Raw genomic sequence first — 21,686 nt, forward strand, 5'->3', positions numbered from 1 at the left:
GGCTGGATCGGGCGCGGCAGCTCGGCCTGCTAGAGGCCCAGGATGTCGACTAGCGCTCGACGACCCGCAGGCTCGAATGGGCCTTGAACAGCCTCCAGAGCGGTTCGAGCGTCGCATTCAGCGCCCGGGCACGGTCCGCGTCGCCCGCCTCGACCGCCCGGACGATGACGCGGCTTATCTGTGGGAACAGGCTTGCGGCGACGCTGAACCACGCGGCGCCCCTGGCGATCAGGGCCTCCGTGGCGTTCCAGTCACCGCTGAAGCCGATGGGAAAACCGGCCGGCGCTGCCATGCGCAGGACGGAGACCCTGGCTCCGGCGGCGGCTTGTTCCGGCGCCCGACACCTGGCGGCTACCACGCCGGGCAGGCGCGCGATCCGGCCGGTCAGCTCTGGCGAGAACTGCACATCCGTGGCGTTGGGATCGTCGAAGATCACGAGCGGCAGGCCGCCCTCTCCGGCCACCGCCTCGAGATGCCCGACCAGCTCGGCTTCGGTGAGCGGCGTGTAGGAGACGGCGGCAAGGAGCCGCTCGGCCGCTCCCGCCGCCTGCGCATCCCGGGCCAGGCGGATCGCCTTGTCGGTGCGCAGCGCGCCAATGCTGACCCGGAGGGGCGCTCGCCCGGAGACCGTCTCGGCGGCGATCTCGTCCGCCCGCCGCCGCTCGTCGCGGGACAGGTAGGCGGAGGTGCCGGTGCTGCCGAGCAGGCCGATCCAATCGACCCCCGCCGCCGTCAGAGGCTCCAGCAGTCGGCGCAGGGCGGCGGCATCGACGCGATCGGGAAGGCGGAGAGGCCAGTCATCCTGTGCATGTGGGCAGCGTAGCGCGCCGGCCGGTCAGGCAAAAAGAAACCCCGGCGGTTGCCCGCCGGGGTCTCCTCAACCCATCAGTCCGTATCGCCTTAGCGGCGGTCGCCCATCAGGCTGAGCAGGAACTGGAACATGTTGATGAAGTCGAGATAGAGGGTCAGGGCGCCGTTGACCGACATCTTGGCCGCCATCTCACCGTCGAAGCCGCCGTAGAGATACATCTCCTTGAGCTTCTGGGTGTCGTAGGCGGTCAGCCCCGCGAAGATCAGCACGCCCAGCACCGAGATGGCGAACTGTAGGGCCGACGAGGCGAAGAAGATGTTCACCAGCGAGGCGAGGATGATGCCGATCAGGCCCATCATCAGGAACGAGCCCATGCCCGACAGGCTGCGCTTCGTGGTGTAGCCCCACAGGCTCAGCGAGCCGAAGGCCGCCGCCGTGATGAAGAACACCTGGACCACGCTACCCCCGGTGAACACCAGGAGGAGCGAGGACATCGACGCACCCATCACCGCCGCGAAGGCGAAGAACATCGTCCGCGCCGACGAGGCCGACATGCGGTCCATCCGCATCGAGAAGACGAAGATGAACGCCAGCGGGGCGAGCATCAGCACCCACTTGAGCGGGCTGAGATAGAGGGTCTGACCGAACGGGGTCAGGACCGGGCGCGTACCCTGATAGGCCGCGACCGAGGCCATGTTCAGGCCGAGGGCGACGAGACCGGAGATCCCGAGGCCGACGACCATGTTGTTGTAGACGCCGAGCATGAAGGCACGCAGGCCCTGGTCGACCTCGACCTGGGTGCCAGCGTAGCCCGACGGCTGCTGGGCGCCGTACCGGAAGGGACTGTTCTCGAATGCCATGGGAGTTTCCTTGCGGAGGCTCTCTCAGCGTGGTGTTTCGGGCGAGGCCCACGCAGGACCTCTGGCGCCAGGCTGGCACCTCGAACCGGAATATGTTGCGCCCGCGCCTCCGACACAAGTGCCCGGCCACGGTTGCAGGGGCGGTTTTCGGTGTCCGGAGGATGTATTTTTGTCCATCGGATCAGGGATTAAAACGCAGTCCCTGCTAGTGCGGGCCGCGTTCGACCCGCAATCGCCCGGCCCTTGCACTTCAACGGGCCCGGGCGAAATCTTGACGGCTGCTTAACGGCACCGGCAGATACGGCCACGCAACTCCGGGCGCCGCTGGCCGTCGCGGGGTCTCAGATATCCTCCATCCACTCCACGTGGCCGTCGGAGAGGCCGTATCGTGCACCCACGACCTTCACGGTGCCGGCGTTCAGCGCGTCCTTGATCACCAGGCTCTGGGTGGTGAGGCGCTTGGCGACCCGGCGCGCGTTGCTGCGCACGGAGGCTTCGAGCAGGTCGCCGCCCAGGGTCTTGGCCTCCAGAACCGCCGGCACGATCGGTTGCACCATCTCGCCGATCACGCCCGGGAAGGTCGCGTTGTTCTGCACCACCTCCACGGCCGCCGCGACGGCGCCGCAGGATTGGTGCCCGAGCACGATCACCAGCGGGACGCCGAGGACGCCGACGGCATACTCGATGCTGCCCAAAGCCGCCGTGTCGACCGTGTTGCCGGCGTTGCGGACGATGAACAACTCGCCGAGGCCGCGCCCGAACAGGATCTCCGGAGAGACCCGGCTGTCGGAGCAGCCCACGAGCACGCAGAACGGGGCCTGTCCGCGCGCCAATTCGAGGCGGCGCTCGCGGCCGTTCGCCGCCAGCGACGGCGCCTCGTTCCGGAAGTTGGCGTTACCCTCCTTCATGAGCTTGAGAGCCTCGGCGGGGGGCAGCGTGGTCTTCGCCACCGGCCCGGCCGCCTGCACGGCACCGCTCGGCAGCGCTGTGGCCGCCAGGATACAAGCGGCCCCGAGTAAGAGGCGGCGGCGCCCGAAACGCGTCAGGCCGGTCTCGGTGCAGCAATCGCAATTGGCGTGCATGAAGGCAGATCCCCCCCTGGCTCCCGCAGCGCCATGCCGCCCGCAGGATTCTCCAGTGGCGTATCGAACGTCCCCCACCCACCCTCTAATCCGGGCGTCCGGTGCGGCGTTTCGCTGCGTCGGTCGGGCGACGCCCCGCGGGCCCTGCGGGCGGCCCGACGCGCTCAGATCTGCCTCAAATACGGCGCGGGCTTCTGCCCCAGGATCCGCCACGTGCCCAGCAGCCCGAGCAGGATTGCCAGCGCCACCGCGGCGACCGCCGCCACCAGCGCCCCCGACAGGTCGAGGCGGAAGTCGAGGTGCATCACCTTGGCCACGATCACCCAGCCGGCGAGGCTCCCGGCCATCAGGCCGAACAGGGCCGTGGCGAGGCCGAGCGCCGCGTACTCGATGGCGTAGGCCGAGAGCAGCCGCGACCGGCTCGCCCCCAGCACCTTGAGCACCACGGCGTCGTAGAGCCGCGCCCGGTGCCCGGCCGCGATGGCACCCGCCAGCACGAACAGGCTGGCCAGCACCGCGACCGCGCTCGCCCCGCGGATCGCTAGGACCAGCCGGCCGACGAGGTCGCCGATCGCGTCGAGCGCATCCTTCACCCGCACGGCGCTCACCGACGGGAAGGTCTTGGCGACATCCCGCAGGATGTGGTTCTCGGTCCCCGCATCGGTGCCGCCCGGCAGGGTCAGGGTGGCGAGGTCGGAATGCGGCGCGCCGCGGAAGGTGCCGGGCGAGAACACCATCACGAAGTTGATGCCGAGGTTGCGCCACTCCACCCGGCGCAGGTTGAAGATCGTCGCGGTGAGGTCGCGGCCGAGCACGTTCACCGTCACGGTGTCGCCGAGCTTCAGGCCGAGCTGGCGGGCGAGGTCGGCCTCGAAGGAGACCAGCGGCTTGGCGCCCTGCTCCGGGCTCCACCACGCGCCCTCGGTCAGGTTCGAGCCCTCCGGCACCGTATCGCCGTAGGTGATGCCGCGGTCGCCGTCGAGCACCCAGGCGGCATCCTCCGGCGCGCGGATCTTGCTCGCCGGCACGCCGTTCAGGGCGACGATCCGGCCGCGCATCATCGGCACGTCCTCGATCTTCCCGTTGGGCGCCGCGCGCGCCAAAAACTCCCGGAACGCGCCCGCGTCCCGCGAGGGGATATCGAGGAAAAAGAGATTCGGCGCCCGGGCCGGCAGGGTCGCGCTGATCGTGCGGCGGACATTCGCGTCGATCAGGCTGAGCGTCACGAGGAGCGTCACGCCCAGTCCCAGCGACAACACGATGGCGGGCGTCAGCGCCCCGGGCCGGTGGAGGTTGGCCAGCGCCATCCGGGGCGCCGGCCAGCGCGGATGCGGCAGGCGCCGGGCGAGTGCCATCAGGCCGAGCGCCACCAAATGCAGCAGGCCGAACGCGATGGCGGCGGCCGCGATGAAGATCAGCGCCACCCGCCGGTCGAAGGCGGTCGCCACCGACAGCCCGACCAGCGCCGCGAGGCTCGCGGCCAGCAGGATTCGGTAGCGCCAGCGCGGGCTGACCCGGGCGGGATCGACCGTATCGCGGAACAGGCCGGAGACCGGCACGTCGTGGGCGCGGCCGAGCGGCGTGATCGCGAACGCGAAGGCGGTGATCAGCCCGTAGGCGGCGGCGAGCGCCAGCTCCCCCGGGGCGAGCGTCGGGTTGAGCGGCAGCGGCAGGTCGGCGGAGAACAGCGCGTCGAGCACGAAGGGCAGGCTCGCGCCGACGACGAGGCCGATGAGGGTGCCGAGGCCGGCGATCAGCATCACCTGCGTCAGGTAAAGCGCGACCACCTGCGAGCCCGGCGCGCCGACGCTCTTGAGGGTCGCGATCGAGGGCCGCTTGCGCTCGACGAAGGCGTGAACGGCGTTGCCGACGCCGACGCCACCGACGATCAGCGCGGTCAGCCCCACCAGGGTCAGGAACTGCGTGAAGCGTTCGATGCTCTTGGCGAAGCGCGGATCGGCGTTGCTGCGCGAGCGGATCTCCCAGCCGGCCTCCGGGGTGGCGGCGCGGATTTTTTCCTGCACGGCGCCGAGGTCGGCATCCGAGGCGCCGGGCGGCAGGATGAGGCGGTAGCTCCAGCGGTTCAGACTGCCGGGCTGGACCAGGCCGGTCGCGCGCAACGTCGGCTCGGAGATCATCAGCCGCGGCCCGAAGCCGATACCGCCCGCGATCTTGTCGGGCTCGGACACGAGGGTGCCGCGGATCGCCAGCGGATGGCCGGCCAGCGCGATCCGGTCGCCGACCTTGACGTCGAGCCGGGTGAGCAGCGCCGGGTCGGCCAGCGCCCCCGGCACGCCGTCGCGCTCCGCCAGGAGGTCGGCGACGGGCGCCTGCGGATCGGTGGCGAGTTCGCCCGCCGCCGGGTAGGTGGCCGGATCGACCGCCTTCAGCTCGACCAGGGCCGCATCGCCGCTGCCGGCCACCGCCATGGCCCGCAGGGAGGCGACGGTATCGAGCTTGCCCTCCCGCGCCAGGGCCTGCTTCTCCGCGTCGGTCGCCTCGCGGTTAATGAGGTTGTAGGCGAGATCGCCCCCGAGGATCCGGCGACCCTCCCGGCCGAGCCCATCCGAGAGCGAGCGCGAGATCGACGCCACCCCCGCGATGGCCATGACGCCGAGCGCGATGCAGGCGAGGAACACCGCGAAACCCGAGAGCCCGGCGCGCAATTCGCGCAAAGCCAAGCGTAGGGTGAGCGGGATGCGCCGGGGGGCGGGATCGGGGTGGGTGATCGTGCCGTGCATCAGGCGGTCACCGCCTCCTCGATCTGCCCCGAGCGCAGCCGCACGGTGCGGTCGCACAGGCGGGCGAGGCCGTTATCGTGGGTGACCAGCACCAGGGTCGCGCCGCGGTCGCGCTTCAGCCGGAACAGGAGATCGACGATCTGCCGGCCGGTGGCCTCGTCGAGATTGCCGGTGGGCTCGTCGGCCACCAGGATCGCGGGATCGGGGGCGACCGCCCTCGCGATGGCGACGCGCTGCTGCTCGCCCCCTGAGAGCTGCGCCGGGTAATGGTGCAGCCGGTGCCCGAGGCCCACCGCCTCCAATTCGGCGCGGGCCCGCACCAGGGCGCCGGGCCGGTCGGCGAGTTCCAGCGGCAGCGCCACGTTCTCAAGCGCCGTCATGGTCGGCACGAGGTGGAAGGCCTGGAACACGATGCCGATCCGCCGCCCCCGGAACCGGGCGAGCGCGTCCTCGTCGAGGCGGACGAGATCGGTGTCCTCGATGACGACGCCGCCGGAATCCGGCCGCTCCAGCCCGGCCATGACCATCAGCAGGGTCGACTTGCCCGAGCCGGACGGGCCGACGAGGCCCACTGCCTCGCCGCGGCCGACGCTGAGCGAGATCCCGCGCAGGACATGGACCCGGGCGGCGCCGCGGCCGAGGCTGAGATCGATGTCGGACAGCGCGATCGCGGGGGCATGTCCCATCTTGTCTTGGCTCATCGTGCGGACGATCTGTGGGCGATGACGAGCATGGCGCGCGAGGTCCTGTCTTGGTTTCGATCTTGGCTGCACGGGCCGTGGTTGCACCGCGATATGGGTCGCGCATTGGGGCCGCGCCATGATGGCGGCGCTGTGTTCCGGCGCACGGCCCTGTTTGCCGCAGCGCTAACGCTCCTGATGGTCCCTTTCATGACAGCTCTGCAGGCCGCCCCGGGCGGCCCGATCAAGCTCGTTGCGCTGGGCGACAGCCTCACCGCGGGCTACAAGCTCCCGGCCGACGCCGCCTTCCCGACCGTGCTGGAGCGCCTGCTCAAGGCCAAGGGCGTGGACGCGACGGTGGCCAATGCCGGCGTCTCCGGCGACACCGCCACCGGCGGGCTCGACCGGGTCGACTGGTCGGTACCGGATGGGACCGACGGGGTGATCCTCGAACTCGGCGCCAACGACATGCTGCGCGGCACCGACCCGACTGTGACCGAGGGCGCGCTGTCGGCGATCATCGCGCGGCTGAAGGCGCGCGGCATCCCGGTCCTGCTCGCCGGCATGCAGGCGTCGCCCAATCTTGGGCCGGACTACAAGGCGCGGTTCGACGCGATCTACCCGACACTCGCCAAGCGCTACGACCTGATGCTCTATCCGTTCTTCCTCGACGGGATCATCGGCGACCGGGCACAGCACCTCGATGATGGGCTGCACCCGAACCGGCAGGGCGTCGAGACCATCGCGTCCCGCATGCTGCCGACGGTCGAGACGTTTCTGGGCGGCCTCCGGCAGGGGGCGTCGCGGTAGTGCCGCGGCTGTTCACCGGGCTCGCCGTGCCGCAGGCGGTCACCGACGCGCTGACGGTGTTTCAAGGCGGCCTGCCCGGCGCGCGCTGGATCGAGCCCGGCGACTTCCACGTGACTCTGCGCTTCATCGGCGATGTCGAGGCACCCGAGGCCAATGACGTGGTCGAAGCTTTGTCCGAGATGCGGGCGCGCCCTGCCCTGACGGTGACGCTCGATGGTCTCGGGATCTTCGGCGGCGACAAGCCGCGGGCGCTCTACGCGTCGGTGGTGCCGGAGGCGGGCCTGACGGATCTGCAGGCCGAGCAGGAGCGGCTGGTCCGCCGGGCCGGACTCGCGCCGGAGCGACGGAAATTCACCCCGCACATCACGCTGGCCCGCCTGCGCCGCGACGCGACCCCAGAGGTCGCCGCGATGTACCTGTCGCAGGCGCCGGCCTTCGCGCCGCTGACGTTCGATGTCGACCGGGTGACGCTGTTCTCGGCGAAGGAATCGACCGGGGGTGGGCCGTATGTGGCGGAGGGTGAGTTTTCGTTCGTGTAGTTCGTGGTTCGGATCAACCGCGCGGTTTTTCCTCCCCGCAGAGGCTACAGGATTCACACATCTCTGCCGGACGCCAAGATCTTGAGAAATAAGCACGCTTCCCCTCCCCTGGCGATCCCGGGCCTGCCCGGGATCGCTCGAGCTTGCGGGGAGGGGTCGGGGGTGGGGGTGGTTCAGGATCGAGCGTGACGGTGCCTCCTGCACCACCCCCACCTCCAACTCCTCCCCACAGGGGGGAGGAGCGCGCGTCTCGGCCAGCGATATGGGAATCCGCTTGCCCGCAGAGGGGACAGGGAGACGTGTGGCGCCACCAGTGTCTCTACAACCGCCGCAACGCCACGCTCTCGATCCGGTGGCTCGCCCCCTTGGTGAGGATCAGGCTCGCCCGCTGGCGCGTGGGTAAGATATTCTCGCGCAGGTTCGGCAGGTTGATCGTGGTCCAGAGCCGGTCGGCGATGTCGAGCGCCTCGGTCTCGGGGATCTCGGCGTATTTCCGGAAGTAGGAGCGCGGATCGCGGAAGGCCGTCTGCCTCAGCTTCATGAAGCGCGTGACGTACCAGCGGTGCAGGTCGTCCTCGTGGCCGTCGAGATAGATCGAGAAGTCGAAGAAGTCGGACACGAACGGGATCGCGGTGCCGTCCCGCGGCAGGCGGGCGGGCTGGAGCACGTTCAGGCCCTCGACGATCAGGATGTCGGGGCTCTCCACCACCCGCTCCTCCCCGGGCACCCGGTCGTAGACGAGGTGCGAGTAGAGCGGTGCGGTCACGCGCTTGTGGCCGGCCTTCACGTCGTGGAGGAAGCGTAGCAGCGCGGCCGTGTCGTAGCTCTCAGGGAAGCCCTTGCGCTCCATCAGCCCGTTGGCGGCGAGCTCGGCGTTGGGCAGCAGGAACCCGTCGGTGGTGACGAGGTCGACCTTCGGGGTGTTGGGCCAGCGCGCCAGCAGGGCGGTCAGGATGCGGGCCGTGGTCGATTTGCCCACCGCCACCGAGCCGGCCAGCCCGATGATGTAGGGCGCCTTGGTCTCGCGCTCGGCCAGCAGGAAGCGCTGGGTCGCCTTGAACAGGCCCTGCGTCGCCGCGACGTAGAGGGCGAGCAGCCGCGACAGCGGCAGGTAGATCGCCACCACCTCCTCGACCGAGATCGGGTCGTTGATCGATTGCAGCCGCTCGATATCCTCTTGTTTGAGGGTGAGCGGCGTGTCGGCGCGCAATTGCGCCCATTCCTCGCGGCTGAAGCGGCGATAGGGCGAGAGCCCGGCCGACGCTTCGAGGATCGCCTCGACCGAGCCCGGCAGCGCGGCCGCGTTCACGTGGGCGGCCTCGCGGCCTTCTCGGCGATGCCGCTCTGGGCGGTGCGGCGTTCCAGTTCCGCCATCACGGCGTCGAGTTCGACCCCGCCGGCGCGCAGCAGCACCACGAGGTGGTAGAGCACGTCGGCAGCCTCGTTCCGCAGGCCGGTCTTGTCGCCCTGCACGGCCGCGATCGCCGCCTCCACGGCCTCCTCGCCGAGTTTCTTCGCCGCTTTGGCGGGGCCTTCGGACAGGAGCTTGGCCGTATAGGAGGTGGCCGGGTCGGTCCCGGCACGGCTCGCCACCAGGGCGGCGAGGTCGGCGAGCGTGTAGGCGGTCATGAAGCGATCTGCATGTTACGACGGCCCCTTATAGGGATCAGGACCGGATTTCGGCAGGAAACTGCGTCACGGCCGCCTCGCGGGCAAGCCGCGTGGGTGAAGCCGGGCGGGGATTGTCCGGTGCGCCGCCCTTTTCCCGGGCGCATGCAGGGGGAGCGGAATGCGACCCGGGATCCAGCAGAAGGCGGCGCGAAGCGTCCAACTGAACCAACCTGTGCCGCTTGCGCGGCGGGCCCCATGCTGGGTCCCGGATCGCCTTCCACTGCGTTCCAGGCGTCCGGGAAAGGGGGGCGTCTCATCGGCCCCACCGCGCCGCCTACTCGTTCGGCAGGTGCCGGGCCAACGCCTCCAGCACCGCCATGCGCACGGCGACGCCCATCTCGACCTGCTCGCGGATCAGCGACTGCGCCCCGTCGGCGATCTCGGACGAGATCTCGACGCCCCGGTTCATCGGGCCCGGATGCATCACCAGGGCGTCGGGCTTGGCCAGCGCCAGCTTCTCGCCATCGAGGCCGAAATACCGAAAATACTCCTTCACGGAGGGTACGAACGAGCCGTTCATGCGCTCGCGCTGGAGGCGCAGCATCATCACGATGTCGCAGCCGTCGAGGCCTTTTCGCATATCCGTGAAGGTCTCGACGCCGAAGCGTTCGATTCCCGCGGGCAGCAGCGTCGAGGGCGCGATCAGCCGGACCCGCGCGCCCATCGCCTGCAGCAGGATGATGTTGGAGCGCGCCACCCGCGAGTGCAGGACGTCGCCGCAGATCGCCACCCGCAGGCCCTCGATCCGGCCCTTGTTGCGGCGGATGGTCAGCGCGTCGAGCAGCGCCTGGGTCGGGTGCTCGTGGGCGCCGTCGCCGGCATTGACCACCGCGCAATCGACCTTGCGGGCGAGCAGATGCACGGCGCCGGCCGATTCGTGGCGGACCACGATGATGTCGGGCCGCATGGCGTTCAGCGTCGCCGCGGTGTCGATCAGGGTCTCGCCCTTCTTCACCGAGGACGAGGCCACCGACATGTTCATCACGTCGGCGCCGAGCCGCTTGCCCGCGAGCTCGAAGGAGGATTGCGTCCGGGTCGAGGGCTCGAAGAACAGGTTGATCTGCGTGCGGCCCCGCAGGGTCGTGCGCTTCTTCTCCACCTGCCGCGAGATCTCGACGGCGGCGTCGGCCGCGTCGAGCAGCGCTTCGATATCGGGCCGGGTCAGCCCCTCGATGCCGAGGAGGTGCCGGTGCGGGAAGGCCGGGGGCGCGGGCGTCGTCATGATGAGGCCCGGGTGTAGGTGCGGCGCGGCCTGTGGGCAAGGCTGTCGTGCACCGACATCGCGGTTCGGTCGCGACCCACTCTCCTCCCCTGGCGACCCCGGGCTTGTCCGGGATCGCCAGGGGAGGAGCCGGAGGTGGGGGTGGCTCAGGATCGAGCGTAGCGGTGCCTTCTGCACCACCCCCACCCCTGCCCCCTCCCCGCAAGGGCGAGGGGAAAAAGCTCATTTTTCTGAGACGGTTCAGCCGCGGAGAGCCGTGTATGCATCCACTAGCCCGCAAGGGAAAAGCAAAAGGCGCCTGCGGCTTTTCTTTCCGGCCGATGGTAACCGAACGCCCCTGCGCCACGTATCCGCCCGAACGATCGGGACCCATACGCTCCCGCCCCCCCACGACGCTGACCCGGGATCCAGACGCTTGGCCGCCTCCCCCGCCCTCGAAGCCCCCGAGACCATCGACCGGCAGGGCCGCCGCTGGTTCTACCGCCATCCGCTGGTGATCCGGCTGGCGCACTGGATCAACGCCGCGGTGCTGCTCGTGCTGCTGATGAGCGGCCTGCAGATCTTCAACGCCCACCCGGCCCTCTACTGGGGCGCGACCTCGACCTTCGACACGCCGGCGCTCGCCATCACCAGCGATCAGGGACGCGACGGCACCAACCGCGGCGTCGTGACGATTGGCTCCCACACCCTCGACACCACCGGCGTGCTTGGCCTGTCGGAGGAAGGCGGCACCGAGGTCGAGCGCGCCTTCCCGGCCTGGGCGACCCTGCCGGCCAACCAAGACCTCGCCACCGGGCGGCGCTGGCACTTCCTGTTCGCATGGCTGCTGGTGATCAACGGCGCGGTCTACCTCCTGTACGGGCTGGTCTCCGGCCAGCTCCGCCGCCGCCTGATCCCGGACGGCGACCAGATCCGCCATCTCGGCGGCTCCGTGAAGGAGCACCTCCTCCTGCGCTTCCCCGAGGGCACGGAGGCCAAGCGCTACAATGCGATCCAGAAGCTGACCTATCTCGTTCTGGTGCTGGGCCTGCTGCCCGCCATGGTGCTCGCCGGGCTCGCGATGTCGCCCGGGATGGATGCCGCCTGGCCCTGGCTCACCGAGCTGTTCGGCGGCCGGCAATCGGCCCGCAGCATCCACTTCATCGCGGCCGGGCTGATCGTGCTGTTCGTGGTGGTCCACGTTCTGCTGGTGATCGTCTCCGGGCTCGTCAACAACATGCGCGGCATGATCACCGGCTGGTTCAGCCTCGGCCGCGACCGGGAGAGCGCCCGATGATCCTCCACCGCCGCAAGCTCCTCACCGCCGGCGCGGGCCTGATGGGCACCGCGTTGCTCGGCGGCTGCGACAAGTTCGCCGGGACCGAGAGGGGGCAGCGCACCCTTCAGGTCGGCGAGGATGCCAACCAGTACGTCCAGCGCCTGTTGATGTCGCCCACGACCCTGGCCCGGGAATTCCCGGCCTCGATGATCTCGCCCTGGTTCAAGCCGAACGGTACCATCGACCCGCCGGACCGGGCGTTTCGCAGCCTCGTGGCGAAGAAGTTTTCGGACTTCAAGCTGACGGTGGACGGGCTCGTTCAGACGCCGCTCTCGCTCAGCCTCGCGGACCTGCGCGCCCTGCCTGCGCGCACCCAGATCACCCGTCACGATTGCGTGGAGGGCTGGAGCTGCATCGGGCAATGGAGCGGCGTGCCGCTCGCCGATGTGCTGAAGAAGGCCGGGCTGAAGCCGCAGGCGCGCTACGCGGTGTTCCATTGCGCCGACACCCTGGAGGTCGAAGCGGGCCCCAAGGGCGGGGGCAAGGGGCGCGGTCAGGGAGCGTCCCTATGGCGCCCGACCCATCCCGGGGCGGTGCGCGAGGCTTATGTCCAGCTCGCCGCCGCCGACGATTGGGGCGGCCCTGCCACCGCGACCGATGCGCCAAAAGACGATTGGGGTCAGGGCGATGCGGCCCCGGAGCCGGAGCCGGTCGGCACGCCGATCCGCTACTACGAGAGCATCGACCTCTACGACGCCTTCAATCCGCAGACGATCCTGGCCTACGACCTCAACGGCAAGCCGCTGCCGGTCTCGAACGGCGCCCCTCTGCGCCTGCGGGTCGAGCGCCAGCTCGGCTACAAGCAGGCCAAGTACGTGATGCGGGTGGAGATGGTGGAGTCCCTCGCCGGCATCGGCCAGGGCAGCGGCGGCTACTGGGAGGACCGCGGCTACGAGTGGTACGCGGGAATCTGAGCGCTCAGCGAGATTTCAACGTACGCTCGCGCTCAATCGCCTCCGTCAGCACGGTGTTGATGCGGGCTTGCCAACCCGGCCCTTGGGCGCGGAAATATGTGACGATTTCCGGCAGGAGATGGATTGCGACCATCTCGTCGGACCTGCCGGTCGACCCACGCCGTACGAGGCGGTCGCCGACATAAAAATCGGCGCGCGCGAGCATCGCGTCCGTCAACTCCGGGATCTCGTCGTACTCCTCCGGCGTGATCGTGTGTGCGTCTACCTTGGCCAGGTCGCTCTTGATCGCGGCCTCAGCGGATGAGCGGTGCGTAGCGCTTCTGCTCTCTGACATTGGCCTTCCTCATCGAGAAAACGTGACGGTCCCACCCGCGCGGAGTCCAGATTATGATCGCCATTCGACCGGCCAGGAAGCCGACGGTGACGATACGGCATTCGCCGTAATCCTGGCGGGTATCTTCGAACGTGAACACCGGGCCTTCGAACACAATGGCTGCGTCCTCGAAATCGAGTCCCCGTTCCGCCAGCGTCCGATCGCGCTTCGCGGGATCGTACGTGATCGCCATCGCACACGACTCTCATAGGCCTCGTGCGCGGCCTACGCCGGCTCCCTCGGGTGAAGCTTGCGTCACCCCCGCCATTTGACATCCCGCCGCCCGTGACCCACTTGTCCCCGGCGCGCGGCCCCGGCCCGACGGCGGGCATACGTCCCACGCGAATCTCGAACAGAATTCGTCCGTCGCGCCCAGGCTCCGTCAGGGGCAGAGGTCTGAATGAAAGTCGTCGTCGTCGAGTCGCCGGCCAAAGCGAAGACAATCAATAAGTATCTCGGCCGCGACTATGAAGTCATCGCCTCCTTCGGGCATATCCGCGACCTGCCGGCCAAGGACGGTTCGGTCGATCCCGAACAGGATTTCAAGATGATCTGGGAGCTTGCCGACCGCGGCGCCAGCCGGGTCAGCGAGATCGCCAAGGCCGTCAAGGGCGCCGACAAGCTGATCCTGGCGACCGACCCGGATCGCGAGGGCGAGGCGATCTCCTGGCACGTGCTGGAGGCGCTGAACGCCCGCAAGGTGCTCAAGGGCATCCCGGTCGAGCGCGTGACCTTCAACGCCATCACCAAGTCGTCGGTCGAGCAGGCGATGCGCAAGCCGCGCGAGATCGACCAGGCGCTGGTCGATGCCTACCTGGCGCGCAGGGCGCTCGACTATCTGGTCGGCTTCAACCTCTCGCCGGTCCTGTGGCGCAAGCTTCCGGGTGCCCGCTCGGCCGGGCGCGTACAGTCCGTGGCGTTGCGCCTCGTGGTCGAGCGCGAGATGGAGATCGAGCGGTTCAAGCCGCGCGAGTACTGGACGCTCATCGCCACGCTGACGACCGCCGACGGCGCGACCTTCGAGGCCCGCCTCGTCGGCGCCGACGGCAAGCGCATCCAGCGCCTCGACGTCGGCACCGGCGACGAGGCCGCCGCGTTCAAGCGCGACCTCGAACTCGCGACCTTCCAGGTGGCGAGCGTCGAGGCGAAGCCCGCCAAGCGCCATCCGCAGCCGCCCTTCACCACCTCGACCCTCCAGCAGGAAGCCTCGCGCAAGCTCGGGATGGCGCCGGCCCAGACCATGCGGGTCGCCCAGCGCCTCTACGAGGGCGTCGATGTCGGCGGCGAGACGGTCGGCATCATCACCTACATGCGGACCGACGGCGTCGATATGGCGCCGGAGGCGATCCAGGACACCCGCCGGGTGATCGGCAAGGAGTTCGGCGACCGCTACGTGCCGGACGTGCCGCGCAAGTACACCGTCAAGGCCAAGAACGCCCAGGAAGCCCACGAGGCGGTGCGGCCGACCGATATGGGCCGCCTGCCGAAGGCCGTCGCGCGCCACCTGGAGCCCGAGCAGGCCAAGCTCTACGACCTGATCTGGACCCGCACCATGGCGAGCCAGATGGAATCGGCCGAATTGGAGCGCACCACCGTCGACGTCACCGCGAAGGTCGGGCCGCGCCAGATCGACCTGCGCGCCACCGGGCAGGTGGTGAAGTTCGACGGCTTCCTGGCGCTCTACCAAGAGGGCAAGGACGACGAGGAGGACGAGGAGAGCCGCCGCCTGCCGCCCATGAAGGCCGGCGACCCGCTCAAGCGCGAGCGGATCAGCTCGACCCAGCATTTCACCGAGCCGCCGCCGCGCTATTCCGAGGCGAGCCTCGTGAAGCGGATGGAGGAACTCGGTATCGGCCGCCCGTCCACCTATGCGGCCGTGCTCCAGACCCTGCGGGATCGCGAATACGTCAAGATCGAAAAGAAGCGGCTGCAGCCGGAGGATAAGGGCCGGCTCGTCACGGGCTTCCTGGAGAGCTTCTTCCGGCGCTACGTCGAGTACGATTTCACCGCCAGCCTGGAGGAGCAGCTCGACCGGGTCTCCAACGCCGAGATCGACTGGCGGGCGGTTCTGCGCGACTTCTGGCGCGACTTCTCCGCCGCGATCGGCGAGACCAAGGAGTTGCGCGTCACCGACGTGCTGGAGGCCCTGAACGGCCTGCTCGGCCCGCACATCTTCCCCGACAAGGGCGACGGCTCGAACCCGCGCACCTGCCCGACCTGCGGGGCCGGCCAGCTGTCGCTGAAGCTCGGCAAGTTCGGCGCCTTCATCGGCTGCTCGAACTATCCGGAATGCAAATACACCCGCCAGCTCTCGGCCACCGGGGTCGACGGCGACGGGGACGGTTCGTCGGCCGAGGGCGGCCAGCCGGGCGTGCGGGTGCTGGGCAACGATCCCGTGACCGGGATGCCGGTGACGATCCGCGACGGGCGGTTCGGCCCGTTCGTCCAGCTCGGCGAGGCCTCCACCGAGAAGGACGCCGCGAAGCCGAAGCGCTCGTCGCTGCCGAAGGGGGCCAGCCCCTCGTCGGTCGATCTGGAGAAGGCGCTGGCGCTGCTGTCGCTCCCCCGGGAGGTGGCGCGCCATCCCGAGACCGGCGAGCCGATCCTGGCCAATCTCGGCCGGTTCGGGCCCTACGTGCAGCACGGGAAGACCTACGCCAATCTCGGCAAGGACGACGACGTGCTGGAGATCGGCGGCAACCGCGCCATCGACCTGATCGTCGCCAAGGAGCAGGGCGGCGGACGCGGCCGCCCGGCCGCCGATCCGGGCCGGCCAATCGGCAAGGACGAGACCAGCGGACGCGACCTCGTGGTCAAGGCCGGCAAGTACGGCCCCTACGTCACGGACGGCGAGGTCAACGCCACGCTGCCGAAGACGATGAACGCCGAGGCGCTGACGCTGGACGAGGCGATCGCCCTGGTGAACGCCAAGCGCGCCGCGGGTGGCGGCAAGCCGGCGAAGCGCGGCGGCGCGCGGAAAACCGCGTCCAAACCCGCGGCCAAGACGTCATCCCGTGCGGCCAGCGGCGACAAGCCGGCGGCCAAGAAGGCCCCCGCGAAAAAGCCGGCCGCTAAGAAGGCGCCTGCGAAGAAGACGGGGGCCGGTTGAACGTACGTTGGGGCTAATACGAAAGCGATCCTCTCAAACCCCCTCATCCTGAGGTGACCGCGTGAGCGGGCCTCGAAGGAGGGCTCCAGGGATCGCAGTGGGATGTGGAGGGCTCCTTCGAGGCCTCCGCTCCGCTACGTCAGGATAAGGCTGAGGACTGGGCTTCGCTCCGGTTCGCGCTGTGCCGGGGCACATCGTGGATCCTGTCCGGCTCAAACCAGATAGGTGATCGTCGCCGCGACTGCGGTTGCGAAGGTCGCCAGCGCGATCGTGGTGGCGTTGACCAGAGCGCGTGCAGGCGGAATGCCGGCCGCGTCGTCGTCACATCCGAAGGCGGCACCGGCCGCATGCTCGAAGCGAATCAGCGTCAGGCGACGGGCCTCGATCGCGGCGTCACTCATGGACTGAGCCTCCCAGGACTGCGGCCCGCTGGCCACGGTCAGGTTTTATCTTCGCCAACAACGTCGCGCATTCGCAGCCGTTCCGACGGAGATCTACTGAGATCCGGCGGTTGCGTCGCGAGAAAGCTTTAACTCATTGTTGTGCAACACTGCGATGACGTGCGGCCGAAAGGTCTCGTACGGGCGCGCCGAACAGCCCCTCGCTCGCGGCGGCGCAGCATGCGATGATACGGCCGCGTCGCCAGAGCGAAACGCTCGGGGCGAATGGCTTTGATGTTTCCGTTTTGTTCCGCTATGATGCGGGGATGAAGGCGCATGCTCCACGACCCCAGATCCGTCTGCGCGATTCCGAGCCGGCCGACGCGCCGCGCCCGCGGAGGCCGCGCGTGAGCGATCCGGCACGCGACATATTCGGGCCGGGCGGGAAGGGCTCGGCCGCCCGTTCGCCCGAGCCGCGGCGGCGCCTGGAGGCCTCCGCCTCGATCACGGCGCTCGCAGCCGCCGAGCCCGAGTCCGGCTACACTGCCTCCGACATCGAGGTGCTGGAAGGCCTGGAGCCGGTCCGGCGCCGGCCCGGCATGTATATCGGCGGCACCGACGAGCGGGCGCTGCACCACCTCTTCGCCGAGGTGATCGATAATTCCATGGACGAGGCGGTGGCGGGCCATGCCAGCTTCATCGAGGTCGAGCTGGAGGAATCCGGCTCCCTGGTGGTGACCGATAACGGCCGCGGCATCCCGGTCGACCCGCACCCGAAATTCCCCGGCAAGTCGGCGCTGGAAGTCATCATGACCACGCTGCATGCCGGCGGTAAGTTCGACTCGAAGGTCTACGAGACCTCGGGCGGCCTGCACGGCGTCGGCATCTCGGTGGTGAATGCGCTCTCGGACCTGCTCGAGGTCGAGGTCGCCCGCAACCAGACCCTCTACCGCCAGACGTTCTCGCGCGGTCATGCGCAGGGGGCCTTGGAGCTGGTCGGCCGGGTTCAGAACCGGCGGGGCACGCGGGTCCGCTTCCATCCCGACGCCGAGATCTTCGGCTCGCTGAAGTTCGACCCCCGCCGCCTGTTCAAGATGGCGCGCTCGAAGGCCTACCTGTTCGGCGGCGTCGAGATCCGTTGGCGCTGCGCCCCTGCCCTGCTCGAAGGGCTGGCGGACGTGCCGGCCGAGGCGGTGCATCGCTTCCCCGACGGGTTGCGCGACTACCTCGCCTGGGACATCGACGGCAAGGATCTGGTCACCGAGGCGATGTTCTCCGGCAAGATCACTAAGCCGGGCTCGCACGGGTCGCTCGAGTGGGCGGTGACCTGGATGGTCACCGAGGACGGGTTCTCGCACTCCTACTGCAACACGATCCCGACGCCCGAGGGCGGCACCCACGAGGCCGGCCTGCGGGTCGCCCTGCTCCGGGGCCTGCGCGAGCACGCCGAGCGCGTGAACCAAGCCAAGCGCATGACGGCGGTCACCACCGACGACGTCATGGCGACCTGCGCGTCGATGCTGTCTGTCTTCATCCGCGAGCCGGAATTCCAGGGCCAGACCAAGGACAAGCTCGCCACCGTGGAGGCGCAGCGCATCGTCGAGACGGCGGTGCGCGACGCCTTCGACCATTGGCTGGCCGCCTCCCCGGCCCAGGCCAACAAGGTCCTGGATTGGGTGATCGATCGCGCCGAGGAGCGTCTGCGTCGCCGTCAGGAGAAGGAGGTCGCCCGCAAGAGCGCCACCCGCAAGCTGCGCCTGCCCGGCAAGCTCGCCGATTGCTCGGCAGCCGGCACGGCGGGCTCGGAGATCTTCATCGTCGAGGGTGATTCCGCCGGCGGTTCGGCCAAGCAGGCCCGCGACCGGGCGACCCAGGCGATTCTCCCCTTGCGCGGCAAGATCCTGAACGTCGCCTCGGCGAGCCGGGACAAGCTCGGCGCCAACCAGCTGATCTCGGATCTGACCCTGGCGCTCGGCTGCGGCACCGGGACGGCCTTCCGCGAGGCGGATCTCCGCTACGACAAGGTGATCATCATGACGGACGCCGACGTCGACGGCGCCCATATCGCCTCGCTGCTGATCACGTTCTTCTACCGCCAGATGCCGAAGCTGATCGACCGCGGGCATCTCTACCTCGCGATCCCGCCGCTCTACCGGCTGCAGCAGGGTTCGAAGGTGGCCTACGCCCGGGACGACGCCGACCGGGAGCGCATCACCAAGACGGTGTTCAAGGGCGGCAAGGTCGAGATCGGGCGGTTCAAGGGCCTGGGCGAGATGATGCCGGCCCAGCTCAAGGAGACCACCATGGATCCGAAGAAGCGCACGTTGCTGCGCGTCGCGATCCTGGACGAGGCCCGGGAATCGACCGGCGACACGGTCGAGCGCTTGATGGGCAACAAGCCCGAGGCCCGCTTCGCCTTCATCAGCGAGCGCGCAGCCTTCGCTGAGGGGGCGGATCTCGATATCTGAGGCCCCTGCACAGGCCGCCGCATCGGGCGATGCGGCGGTGTAGGGCGTTGAGAATCGTCTTCGCTAACGTTGCGCAGGGTACACGACAGCGCGCTGTATCGGGTATTCCATCCACCCCCTTCATCCTGAGGTGCCCGCGTCAGCGGGCCTCGAAGGAGGGCTCCAGGGATCGCAGGTCCTTCTGGAGAGCTCTTTCGAGGCCTCCGCTACGCTGCGACACCTCAGGATGAGGCCGTGGGTTGGATTGGGATTGCCCGGCACGGCGCGGTCGTGTCCCGTCCGCGTTGCCCTCGTGCGCGCCTCGAAACGCGCGTTGTGACGCGCGCTCCTTGGCTTAGCTGATGTCTGCCTCGTGGGAGAGCGCTCTCGCCTAATGCGCGGCGATCGCCTTCGCGGGATCGAAGGGCTGGGCGGCGGAGATCGCGTCCTTGCTCATGTTGAGGACCGCCGAGAACCGGTCGCCGCCCGGCCGTAGCACCAGGGCGCCGGGCTCCACCGCGATGTGCTTGCTTCCGATGCCGAGGAAGCCGCCGACATCGAGCACGACCGCCTTGAGGGTCCCGCCATCGGCGATCAGCAGGTTGTCGATCTTGCCGACGCTGTCGCCCGCGGCGTTGCGCACCTCCACGCCGATCATCGTCGTGGTCAGGAACGCGACAGGCTTCAATCCCTGACGCTTGGCCGCATCCTGGGCATTGGCCGCCTCCATCAAGCGGCCGGCTCCGGTGCCGCCGTTGGTCGATGTCCCCGGCCCCGTTCCCGGCAGGACCGTGCCGTTGCCGATCACGCTCGTATCCTGGGCATGAGCCGGGGCGGCGGCGAGGAAGGCCGCCAGCGACAGGAGAAGATATGGGCTCCGCATGGCTGATCGCTCCGCTGCGCCCTGGTCCAGCGGGCGACGCGGACACAATCGTTCGGCCCTGGCCCGGTTCCGGCCCGCCATGTCGCACCCGCCCGAACCCGTCGGGCACCTCAGAACGAAAAAGGGCCCGGCCTTGCAGCCGGACCCCTTCGCGATGGGGCCGGGAAACCCGGCTCCGTGCATGAAGCTCAGTAAGAGCCGAACTTGTAGTTCACGCCGGCGCGGATGACGGCGAACTCGGTCTTCGCAGCGCCGCCGTTGAGGTAGACGGTGCCGTTCGGGGGCAGGACGCCCGAGAAGTAGACGCCCGAGGCGGCGTTCTTCTGGCGATCGAGGTTCACGTACAGGCCTTCGACCTTGAACGTCACGGCCGAGGACTTGAAGAAGTTCAGGAACGAGTCGGTGGGCAGCGCGTACTCGACACCGCCGCCGACCGCGTAGCCGGTGCGGAAGCTGTCGCGGAAGCGACGGCCAGCGAAGTTCTGGTCGTCCTGGCCCGAGCCGTAGGCGTAACCGCCGGTGGCATACACCAGGGTTCGGTCGAAGGCGTAGCCGATGCGGCCACGCGCCGTGCCGAAGTAGTCGAGGCCATTGCCGCTGGTGGCGACGTAGGCGCGCGGGCTGGTGAAGGCGGAGCCCGGATTGCCGAAACCGGTGTAGTTCTGCGTGCCGTTGGCGCGGCGGGCGAAGTCGACATACTGGGCGTCAGCCTCGAAGCCGATCACCACGCCCGAGCCCGGCGTGAACTGGTAGTTGTAGCCGATCTGCGCGCCGCCGGTGAAGCCGTCGTTGCTCGGCCGCTTGTTCACGCTGATGACGCCAGCGGTGTCTTCCGACCCGACGACCGAGCCGGCCGGCAGGTTGTAGTTCGTGGTGCGACGGCTGTTGGCGTCGATGCCGTAGCCGGCGTTTCCACCGAAGTAGAACCCCGTCCAGGTGAAGACCGGCACGGGCGCGAAAGCCGGCGGCGGGGCCGCGCCGCGCGGCAGGTCGGCCGCGGAAACTGCGGCGGCGGTGCCGACAAGCACAGTCGACGCAAGGAGAAGCTTCTTCATAGTTCCAAAGGTCCTGGGTTAACGGGAGCCGGCAGTCTTCTAGGCGCTCCGGTTCGCAAGGTCTGTCGCTTTCCTGCAACGAGCATCGGCAGATTAGATGCATCGATCCAACTAATCATGAAGACTTTTCCGCATTGTCATCCTTCATGAAGGCTCTATGAACGTCAAGATTGCTACCGTTATTGTCATACCGATTTGTACTCTGCGGGCGAAGCCGAAATTCAAGCCGCAAATAGATGGTCCGTGAGGGGTAATACAATCGAAAACGGTAATTCGGGAAGCTTCGGGTGCGGAAACGGTGCCGTCTCGTTTGGGCTCTGTCTGGCGGCGCGGCGCGTAAAGTCCAGGTTAACTTTGTCATCCGATGAATCCCGGTCGAAGGCCGGGCGCGCGCTCGGCAGAGTGAGTCGCTCATGCCCGTCCGCCACGATCAGGCTCCGCGATCCTTCGGCCGGCGGCGGCCGGTCGATGCGCCAGGCCCGGAACGCACGAGGCCCGATAGATCGGCGAGCCTGTTCGGCCGGACGCTGCGCGTGTCGGCGGTCGTCGGGTTCCTGTCCGTCCTCGGCATCACGCAGTTGGCCCGATGGATCGCGGCCGACGAGGCGCCCGCCCGGATCGCCCATGTGGCCGGTCCGGCGGCGGGCGAGCCCGAGACCACCGGCGCGATCACGGCGGCCGGGGCAGCGCGCGGCACGCATCTCGACCCCTGCCGCCTGGCCGACTCGACGCAGATCAGGCCCTGATCCCCTGTGCGTGGCGGCGCAGGGTCGCGCATTGCGAGATTGACA

20 protein-coding genes are annotated in these 21,686 nt (G+C 68.9%); 7 read left to right on the forward strand and 13 right to left on the reverse strand.

Annotation, left to right across the window (positions count from 1 at the left end; all coding sequences use genetic code 11):
* Window positions 1-49: 49 nt before the first annotated feature.
* The 5 genes from OXS27_RS01750 to OXS27_RS01770 form a co-directional block, all read right to left on the reverse strand.
* Window positions 50-757 (reverse strand): dihydrodipicolinate synthase family protein, encoded by a 708-nt coding sequence (locus OXS27_RS01750; protein ID WP_346733081.1) that lies wholly within the window; start codon window positions 755-757, stop codon window positions 50-52.
* 143 nt (window positions 758-900) lie between these two features.
* Window positions 901-1,671 carry a Bax inhibitor-1/YccA family protein gene (locus OXS27_RS01755; protein WP_267353838.1) on the reverse strand — a complete coding sequence of 257 codons (771 nt, stop codon included), beginning with the start codon at window positions 1,669-1,671 and terminating at the stop codon, window positions 901-903.
* Window positions 1,672-2,012: 341 nt separating this feature from the next.
* The gene (locus OXS27_RS01760; protein WP_267353840.1) at window positions 2,013-2,753 is read right to left on the reverse strand and encodes a carbonic anhydrase; all 741 of its coding nucleotides are present in this window, start codon (window positions 2,751-2,753) and stop codon (window positions 2,013-2,015) included.
* Between the two features lie 164 nt (window positions 2,754-2,917).
* On the reverse strand, window positions 2,918-5,494 hold the full coding sequence (locus tag OXS27_RS01765; RefSeq protein ID WP_267353842.1) for an FtsX-like permease family protein: 2,577 nt from the start codon (window positions 5,492-5,494) through the stop codon (window positions 2,918-2,920).
* A complete protein-coding gene (locus OXS27_RS01770) occupies window positions 5,494-6,195 on the reverse strand; it encodes an ABC transporter ATP-binding protein (protein ID WP_243927632.1) in 702 nt (233 codons plus the stop codon). Before OXS27_RS01770 ends, OXS27_RS01765 begins: the two co-directional genes overlap by 1 nt.
* A 189-nt stretch (window positions 6,196-6,384) precedes the next feature.
* On the opposite strand from OXS27_RS01770, the gene OXS27_RS01775 reads away from it, so the two are divergent.
* Both OXS27_RS01775 and thpR read left to right on the forward strand, forming a co-directional pair.
* Window positions 6,385-6,984 (forward strand): arylesterase, encoded by a 600-nt coding sequence (locus OXS27_RS01775; RefSeq protein WP_346733035.1) that lies wholly within the window; start codon window positions 6,385-6,387, stop codon window positions 6,982-6,984.
* A complete protein-coding gene (gene thpR, locus OXS27_RS01780) occupies window positions 6,984-7,523 on the forward strand; it encodes an RNA 2',3'-cyclic phosphodiesterase (protein WP_267353844.1) in 540 nt (179 codons plus the stop codon). The genes OXS27_RS01775 and thpR overlap by 1 nt, the downstream gene beginning before the upstream one ends.
* Before the next feature lie 319 nt (window positions 7,524-7,842).
* On the opposite strand, the gene coaA is transcribed toward thpR, so the two are convergent.
* From coaA to OXS27_RS01795, 3 genes are all read right to left on the reverse strand, one after another.
* On the reverse strand, window positions 7,843-8,832 hold the full coding sequence (coaA, locus tag OXS27_RS01785) for a type I pantothenate kinase (RefSeq protein WP_243927636.1): 990 nt from the start codon (window positions 8,830-8,832) through the stop codon (window positions 7,843-7,845).
* Complete coding sequence (locus OXS27_RS01790) at window positions 8,829-9,152, reverse strand: phosphoribosyl-ATP diphosphatase (RefSeq protein ID WP_243927638.1); 324 nt, start codon at window positions 9,150-9,152, stop codon at window positions 8,829-8,831. The genes coaA and OXS27_RS01790 overlap by 4 nt, the downstream gene beginning before the upstream one ends.
* A 316-nt stretch (window positions 9,153-9,468) precedes the next feature.
* Window positions 9,469-10,416, reverse strand: coding sequence for an aspartate carbamoyltransferase catalytic subunit (locus OXS27_RS01795; RefSeq protein WP_243927640.1), 948 nt, complete (start codon window positions 10,414-10,416; stop codon window positions 9,469-9,471).
* A 415-nt stretch (window positions 10,417-10,831) separates the two neighbouring features.
* On the opposite strand from OXS27_RS01795, the gene OXS27_RS01800 reads away from it, so the two are divergent.
* Together OXS27_RS01800 and OXS27_RS01805 are read left to right on the forward strand one after the other, a co-directional pair.
* The gene (locus OXS27_RS01800) at window positions 10,832-11,692 is read left to right on the forward strand and encodes a cytochrome b/b6 domain-containing protein (RefSeq protein ID WP_267353847.1); all 861 of its coding nucleotides are present in this window, start codon (window positions 10,832-10,834) and stop codon (window positions 11,690-11,692) included.
* Window positions 11,689-12,648 carry a molybdopterin-dependent oxidoreductase gene (locus tag OXS27_RS01805; RefSeq protein WP_267353849.1) on the forward strand — a complete coding sequence of 320 codons (960 nt, stop codon included), beginning with the start codon at window positions 11,689-11,691 and terminating at the stop codon, window positions 12,646-12,648. The genes OXS27_RS01800 and OXS27_RS01805 overlap by 4 nt, the downstream gene beginning before the upstream one ends.
* 4 nt (window positions 12,649-12,652) lie before the next feature.
* On the opposite strand, the gene OXS27_RS01810 is transcribed toward OXS27_RS01805, so the two are convergent.
* Both OXS27_RS01810 and OXS27_RS01815 read right to left on the reverse strand, forming a co-directional pair.
* Entirely contained in the window at window positions 12,653-12,982 is a 330-nt protein-coding gene (locus OXS27_RS01810) for a BrnA antitoxin family protein (RefSeq protein ID WP_267353851.1), read from the reverse strand.
* Window positions 12,942-13,214: a BrnT family toxin gene (locus OXS27_RS01815; RefSeq protein WP_267353853.1), complete on the reverse strand. Its 273-nt coding sequence runs from the start codon at window positions 13,212-13,214 to the stop codon at window positions 12,942-12,944. The genes OXS27_RS01810 and OXS27_RS01815 overlap by 41 nt, the downstream gene beginning before the upstream one ends.
* A 207-nt stretch (window positions 13,215-13,421) precedes the next feature.
* On the opposite strand from OXS27_RS01815, the gene topA reads away from it, so the two are divergent.
* Window positions 13,422-16,130: a type I DNA topoisomerase gene (gene topA, locus OXS27_RS01820; protein ID WP_243927649.1), complete on the forward strand. Its 2,709-nt coding sequence runs from the start codon at window positions 13,422-13,424 to the stop codon at window positions 16,128-16,130.
* Between the two features lie 212 nt (window positions 16,131-16,342).
* Here the strand turns inward: topA and OXS27_RS01825 are convergent, their stop codons facing one another.
* Window positions 16,343-16,531 carry a hypothetical protein gene (locus OXS27_RS01825; protein ID WP_243927651.1) on the reverse strand — a complete coding sequence of 63 codons (189 nt, stop codon included), beginning with the start codon at window positions 16,529-16,531 and terminating at the stop codon, window positions 16,343-16,345.
* A 386-nt stretch (window positions 16,532-16,917) separates the two neighbouring features.
* On the opposite strand from OXS27_RS01825, the gene parE reads away from it, so the two are divergent.
* Window positions 16,918-18,978: a DNA topoisomerase IV subunit B gene (gene parE / locus OXS27_RS01830; protein ID WP_267353856.1), complete on the forward strand. Its 2,061-nt coding sequence runs from the start codon at window positions 16,918-16,920 to the stop codon at window positions 18,976-18,978.
* Between the two features lie 370 nt (window positions 18,979-19,348).
* On the opposite strand, the gene OXS27_RS01835 is transcribed toward parE, so the two are convergent.
* Both OXS27_RS01835 and OXS27_RS01840 read right to left on the reverse strand, forming a co-directional pair.
* Entirely contained in the window at window positions 19,349-19,840 is a 492-nt protein-coding gene (locus tag OXS27_RS01835) for a PRC-barrel domain-containing protein (RefSeq protein ID WP_267353858.1), read from the reverse strand.
* A gap of 188 nt (window positions 19,841-20,028) precedes the next feature.
* Window positions 20,029-20,895, reverse strand: a complete 867-nt coding sequence (locus OXS27_RS01840) for a porin family protein (protein WP_267353860.1) — start codon at window positions 20,893-20,895, stop codon at window positions 20,029-20,031.
* A gap of 533 nt (window positions 20,896-21,428) precedes the next feature.
* On the opposite strand from OXS27_RS01840, the gene OXS27_RS01845 reads away from it, so the two are divergent.
* Window positions 21,429-21,641, forward strand: a complete 213-nt coding sequence (locus tag OXS27_RS01845) for a hypothetical protein (RefSeq protein ID WP_267353862.1) — start codon at window positions 21,429-21,431, stop codon at window positions 21,639-21,641.
* The last annotated feature ends 45 nt before the right edge of the window (window positions 21,642-21,686 follow it).

Origin of the sequence: Methylobacterium sp. GC_Met_3 (genome assembly GCF_026540775.1) — a bacterium.
Lineage (GTDB): Bacteria > Pseudomonadota > Alphaproteobacteria > Rhizobiales > Beijerinckiaceae > Methylobacterium.

Bases quoted from the DNA above. Each gene is read 5' to 3' on its own strand.
- OXS27_RS01755 (WP_267353838.1), bottom strand. From the start codon at position 1,671: ATGGCATTCGAGAACAGTCCCTTCCGGTACGGCGCCCAGCAGCCGTCG.
- OXS27_RS01760 (WP_267353840.1), bottom strand. From the start codon at position 2,753: ATGCACGCCAATTGCGATTGCTGCACCGAGACCGGCCTGACGCGTTTC.
- OXS27_RS01765 (WP_267353842.1), bottom strand. From the start codon at position 5,494: ATGCACGGCACGATCACCCACCCCGATCCCGCCCCCCGGCGCATCCCG.
- OXS27_RS01770 (WP_243927632.1), bottom strand. From the start codon at position 6,195: ATGAGCCAAGACAAGATGGGACATGCCCCCGCGATCGCGCTGTCCGAC.
- OXS27_RS01775 (WP_346733035.1), top strand. From the start codon at position 6,385: ATGACAGCTCTGCAGGCCGCCCCGGGCGGCCCGATCAAGCTCGTTGCG.
- OXS27_RS01790 (WP_243927638.1), bottom strand. From the start codon at position 9,152: ATGACCGCCTACACGCTCGCCGACCTCGCCGCCCTGGTGGCGAGCCGT.
- OXS27_RS01795 (WP_243927640.1), bottom strand. From the start codon at position 10,416: ATGACGACGCCCGCGCCCCCGGCCTTCCCGCACCGGCACCTCCTCGGC.
- OXS27_RS01805 (WP_267353849.1), top strand. From the start codon at position 11,689: ATGATCCTCCACCGCCGCAAGCTCCTCACCGCCGGCGCGGGCCTGATG.
- OXS27_RS01810 (WP_267353851.1), bottom strand. From the start codon at position 12,982: ATGTCAGAGAGCAGAAGCGCTACGCACCGCTCATCCGCTGAGGCCGCG.
- OXS27_RS01815 (WP_267353853.1), bottom strand. From the start codon at position 13,214: ATGGCGATCACGTACGATCCCGCGAAGCGCGATCGGACGCTGGCGGAA.
- topA (WP_243927649.1), top strand. From the start codon at position 13,422: ATGAAAGTCGTCGTCGTCGAGTCGCCGGCCAAAGCGAAGACAATCAAT.
- OXS27_RS01825 (WP_243927651.1), bottom strand. From the start codon at position 16,531: ATGAGTGACGCCGCGATCGAGGCCCGTCGCCTGACGCTGATTCGCTTC.
- OXS27_RS01835 (WP_267353858.1), bottom strand. From the start codon at position 19,840: ATGCGGAGCCCATATCTTCTCCTGTCGCTGGCGGCCTTCCTCGCCGCC.
- OXS27_RS01840 (WP_267353860.1), bottom strand. From the start codon at position 20,895: ATGAAGAAGCTTCTCCTTGCGTCGACTGTGCTTGTCGGCACCGCCGCC.